The sequence below is a fragment of the Bradyrhizobium neotropicale genome (assembly GCF_001641695.1).
Lineage (GTDB): Bacteria > Pseudomonadota > Alphaproteobacteria > Rhizobiales > Xanthobacteraceae > Bradyrhizobium > Bradyrhizobium neotropicale.
Map to the genome: position 1 here is coordinate 1 of NZ_LSEF01000011.1, position 4,688 is coordinate 4,688.

The 4,688-nt window shown below is 59.8% G+C and carries 2 protein-coding genes and 3 pseudogenes; 2 read left to right on the top strand and 3 right to left on the bottom strand.

Annotated elements, in window-relative coordinates; all coding sequences use genetic code 11:
- The first annotated feature begins 120 nt into the window (after positions 1–120).
- A pseudogene (locus AXW67_RS40015) lies at positions 121–836 on the top strand (IS5 family transposase).
- Here AXW67_RS40015 and AXW67_RS40020 read toward each other — a convergent pair.
- Positions 788–1,333 carry a glycosyltransferase gene (locus tag AXW67_RS40020; protein ID WP_082907721.1) on the bottom strand — a complete coding sequence of 182 codons (546 nt, stop codon included), beginning with the start codon at positions 1,331–1,333 and terminating at the stop codon, positions 788–790. The pseudogene AXW67_RS40015 and the gene AXW67_RS40020 overlap by 49 nt on opposite strands.
- Positions 1,334–1,445: 112 nt before the next feature.
- Between AXW67_RS40020 and AXW67_RS01910 the strand changes: the two genes are divergently transcribed.
- Positions 1,446–2,213 carry a class I SAM-dependent methyltransferase gene (locus AXW67_RS01910; protein WP_063676198.1) on the top strand — a complete coding sequence of 256 codons (768 nt, stop codon included), beginning with the start codon at positions 1,446–1,448 and terminating at the stop codon, positions 2,211–2,213.
- Between the two features lie 461 nt (positions 2,214–2,674).
- On the opposite strand, the pseudogene AXW67_RS01915 reads toward AXW67_RS01910, so the two are convergent.
- Both AXW67_RS01915 and metK read right to left on the bottom strand, forming a co-directional pair.
- Positions 2,675–3,702, bottom strand: a pseudogene (locus AXW67_RS01915) (IS110 family RNA-guided transposase).
- Positions 3,703–3,802: 100 nt separating this feature from the next.
- A pseudogene (gene metK, locus AXW67_RS01920) lies at positions 3,803–4,688 on the bottom strand (methionine adenosyltransferase); the annotation flags it as partial.

Sequence of the window (4,688 nt, forward strand, 5' to 3'; positions counted from 1 at the left end):
TAGGCGGTGTGGACTCTAAGGATTCCCTTTTGAGAGCAAATCAGATTCAAGGCTTCTTTTTGGGAGGCGGCCTTGGGTGTGATGGATCGTTTGGTGTTGAGCGACGCGGCCTGGGAGCGCATGGCGCCGCTGATCATAGGCCGGCCCGACCAGAAGGGTTCGACCGGGCGGGACAACCGGATGTTCGTGGAAGGTGTGCTCTGGATCGTGCGTACAGGCTCTCCCTGGCGCGACCTTCCGGAGGCGTTCGGAGACTGGAACAGCGTATTCCGGCGCTTCAGTCGATGGAGCATCAAGGGTGTTTGGTGGCGGATCTTCGAGGCGATGTCTGATGATCCAGACTTCGAATATCTGATCGTCGATTCCACCATCGTCCGGGCGCATCAGCACGCCGCCGGGGCGAAAAAAGGGGGTCTGAAGATCAGGCGCTTGGCCGCTCGCGCGGCGGCCTGAGCACGAAGATACATATGGCCGTTCGCGGCTTGGGGTGTCCTGTACGGTTCACGCTCACCGCAGGCCAGAAGGGCGATGCACCACAGGCCGCCGCATTGATCGAGGGACTGCCGGCCGAGGTCGTCATCGCCGATACAGCCTATGACGCCGATCATTTGCGCCAAGACATCGCCGCCAAAAAGGCGCTCGCCGTCATCCCCAACAACCCGTCACGCGCCCTCAAATATCCGCTCGACAAACATCTCTATGCCCAGCGCCATCTCGTGGAATGCTGCTTCTCCAAACTCAAGCAGTTCCGCCGCGTCGCTACCCGCTTCGAAAAGACCGCCCGAAATTACCGAGCCGTCGTCACTCTCGCTGCCATCGTCCTATGGATGCGATAAGTGTCCACACCGCCTAGAAGTCGGTAAAAAAGTTTCGAGGTCCACGTCTTAAGCCAGGTCTCCCCAGCACGGCTATTTCTTTGGCCGTACACAATGTCGGCAGAGGTCTCTTTCATTCTCTGAAGCATTTGAGCTAGAAGCTCTGGAGGATCCTGCAGGTCCGCATCGATTATGAGAACGGCTCGTCCCCGAACTGCAGAAAGCCCGGCCGTCAGCGCGAATTGATGGCCGAAATTGCGTGAAAGCTTGAGCGCGACAACGTTCTGATGGGCGGTGAGGCAGATCATAGTCTGCCAAGTGTCGTCAGTGGAGCCGTCATCTACTAGAATTAGCTCGTAGCTGTCGCCGACCGCAGCGGCCGCGCTATCACAGCAACGCCGAACTAGCTCATGGAGCCCCAAGACCTCGTTGTAGCAAGGAGCGACGATTGAAAGCTCTAAGTCGCAAATCCGGGTATCTTCCATAGGAGACCGCAAACGCTTAGGGAGCGCCCGCATTTAACTCATCGGATTTCAAACTGCACCCCTCAGGTGTGGTAGGAGCGGGCGTCTTTAATATTTTCTAATCCAGATCTATTACTATGCAAACTGTGCGCCATGCAGGTCTGCAATGATTGACGAAGTGAGCGTCTCCGATCATCGCGAAATCGGCAGCGAATTTTCGAGCAACGAGTTCGATGAATGCTTTCCGCCCGGTTACGAGCGACACTACTGGCATCGCGCGCGAAGCGCCATCCTGAAAAGCTATGTCCACGCATTTTGTGGCCTCAGCAGTACGTTATTCGAGATCGGAGCTGCTCGGGGTCACTACGTCAGCGCCCTACGCGAAGCCGGGTTCGACGCGCACGGCTGCGATCTGGGCGATCCATGGGTCCACGAAAAGGCGAGACCGTTCGTCTTTCTGAAGACTGATTTCGCCGATATCGATAAGGATTTGCGGGATCGAACCACCACGGTTTTGCTCTTGGACGTGCTAGAACATATCGAGCAGCCGGTCACATTCATCGAAGCAATTTTTCGTGCCTTTCCAGCGCTGCGTTCGCTGATCATCACGCTGCCAGCGCGGCAAGAGCTGTGGTCGAACTTTGATGAACATTACCGCCACTTCCTGCGCTATGACGTTACTGAACTTCACAAATTGGCGCTTAGGTTGCACCTTTCGATCAAATCCTACTGCTACTTCTTTCATGCTTTATATGTGCCGGCCTTGTTGCTGAGGAAACTAGGCGTAAAGCGCAGGACTGCGTTTGACACGCCCAAAGCATCCTGGTTGCATGGATTATTAGGAATTGCATTTTGGATAGAAAGCCAGCTCTTGCCGAGGAATCTCTACGGCACGTCACTGATCTGCGCCTGCGCCAAAGATCCTCAGACCTGAGAACTACTGGCTCATCTATCGGCCCACTACAGAGTTGGTCGATCACGAGACGAGGCGGCGACCAAACCAGTTGGCATCTTCCATGGTCGCGACCTCATAGTCTTCTATCGAGCCTGGAAGGCGCGGATCGGATCGATCTCGGAAAACCACGACGCGGCAGCCGGTCAGACGCCCCGAAGAGGCCGAGCCCTTCCATGTCCTTTTTCAAGTAAAAAGGGTCAGCGGGATTCTCACCGCTCCGGAGGCGCGGCGGTTAAGAAGACTCTTGTTTCCTGTTGAGTCGGGGGCGAAGCGCCGATGGCGACGGTCGATCAATCTTCCATTCGCGGATTGTACCGCATGAACGCTTTTCGTCGCGGCCTACCTCTGACTTAGCACGGGCCTCGGATCAAACCGGCCCACTTGGCTCTCGAGGGTTGCCTGACCTTACGCTCCGCCCCCGGCCGGACAGGTCGGCGGATTTACGCCTGAAGCATGGCCGGTCTGACCGTTTGACCGATAGCCCAGATGAAGCCGCTGAGCTCACGGGCGACCACCAGCGTGGGCTTCTTTTCTCCGGCCGCGAGCTTGCGATAGCGGCCGCAAAGACGGACCTGCGCCTTCCAGGCAATGTCCCGCACAGGTTTTGGCTGGCGCTCTACAACGTCGGTCTTGCCTGACGCGACGCGCGGTTGATAACGATAGCTCCAGGCGGCCAGCATGCGGCGCGCTTCGCCGTTGCCAGCCCTGGTGATTCCGCCGCGGCGGATGCGGGTGCCGCTCGATTGTTCGGATGGTACCAGGCCGAGATAGGCCATGAGCTGGCGAGGCGTCTCGAACCGGCTGAGGTCTCCAACCTCCGCCACGAAGGTTACGGACGAAATCAGGTCGATGCCGCGGATCGTTCTCAACGCTTCGACCAGAGGGGCCATTGACCAGTCGGGCAGCATCGTCGTGATCCGGCCCTCGGGCTGGTCGCGCCGATCCTGGGCAGACCACACCGTCAACATAATCCTGGAAGACGATCTGGTGTATGGTCTGCTCGAACGACGGAGCAGGAAGGCAAGACATTGCTGGCGAGCCCGCATCAACTGCATCACGGCGTCCATGCGAGCGCGGACGAGATCGCGGATCGCCTCGTGTACTGGATCAGGAACCCAGACAGCCGTCAGGTCGCCGAAGCGGTGCTGCCGGAGCTTCTCGGAGTCCCTCCGGTCCGTCTTAATCCGTTCGCCGGCTTACGCGCAATCAATGTCGGCGCTGCTACAGTGCAGTCATGGCCAAGCTTCCTGAGCAGCCGGTAGATGCCGTAACCGCATCCGCCCGCCTCGTAGCAGAACGCCAGGCGGTGACCCTCCCTAGCCAGTCGCTTGGCGAGTTTGATGACATCTGCCGACGTATTGGGGATGGTCCCGAGGAAGCGAAGCTCGCCGTCGCGTCCCTCCTCGGCTGTGGTGACCGAGATGCTGGCCTTGTGAACGTCGAGCCCAACATAAACTGTCTTTTGCATGCCCCACTCTCTGACTATCTAGATGCCGCGCTCCCATTAGCGCGGCGTCTAGATTATGCCGGAGACTGGCGACGCCTTCTCCTGGCGCCAAAGGACATACGTAGGCCGAGGTGCGCGCATAGATCGGGCGGTTGAGGTCGAGATGGTGCGGATGCCGCGCGGGGTGAGATCCATCGCCTGCGCCACCGCCTTCTCGAGCTTGTCCTCGGGCACCTTACCGGTGCCGTGGGTGTCGTTGTAGATCGACAGCGGACGCGCCACGCCGATGGCGTAGGCGAGCTGGAGCGTGCAGCGGTCGGCAAGACCGGCCGCGACGATGTTCTTGGCGAGATAGCGCGCAGCATAAGCGGCCGAGCGGTCAACCTTGGTCGGATCCTTGCCGGAGAACGCGCCGCCGCCATGCGGGGCCGCGCCGCCATAGGTGTCGACGATGATCTTGCGGCCGGTCAGGCCGGAGTCGCCGTCGGGACCGCCGATGTAGAACTTGCCGGTCGGGTTGATGTGCCAGATGGTCTTGCCGTTGATCCAGTCCTTCGGCACGCCTCGCGCACATAGGGCTCGACGATGTCGCGGACCTGGCTGGAGGTGAGGTCCGGAACCAGATGCTGGTGCGAGACCACGATCTCGCGTACGCCGACCGGTTTGCCGTTCTCGTACTGCACGGTGACCTGGCTCTTGGAGTCCGGGCCCAGCACCTTCTCGCGGCCGGAGTGGCGCGCTTCGGAGATGAGGCGCAGGATCTTGTGGGCATAGAAAATCGGCGCCGGCATCAGGTCGGGCGTCTCGTTGGTGGCGTAGCCGAACATGATGCCCTGGTCGCCGGCGCCCTCTTCCTTGACCTCACCCGGCTGCGGCGCATCGACGCCCTGGGCGATGTCGGCCGACTGCAGATGCAGGAGGATCTCGATGTCGCAGGTCTTCCAGTGGAAGCCTTCCTGCTCGTAGCCGATGTCCTTGATCGCGCCGCGCACGACGCTCTCGATCTG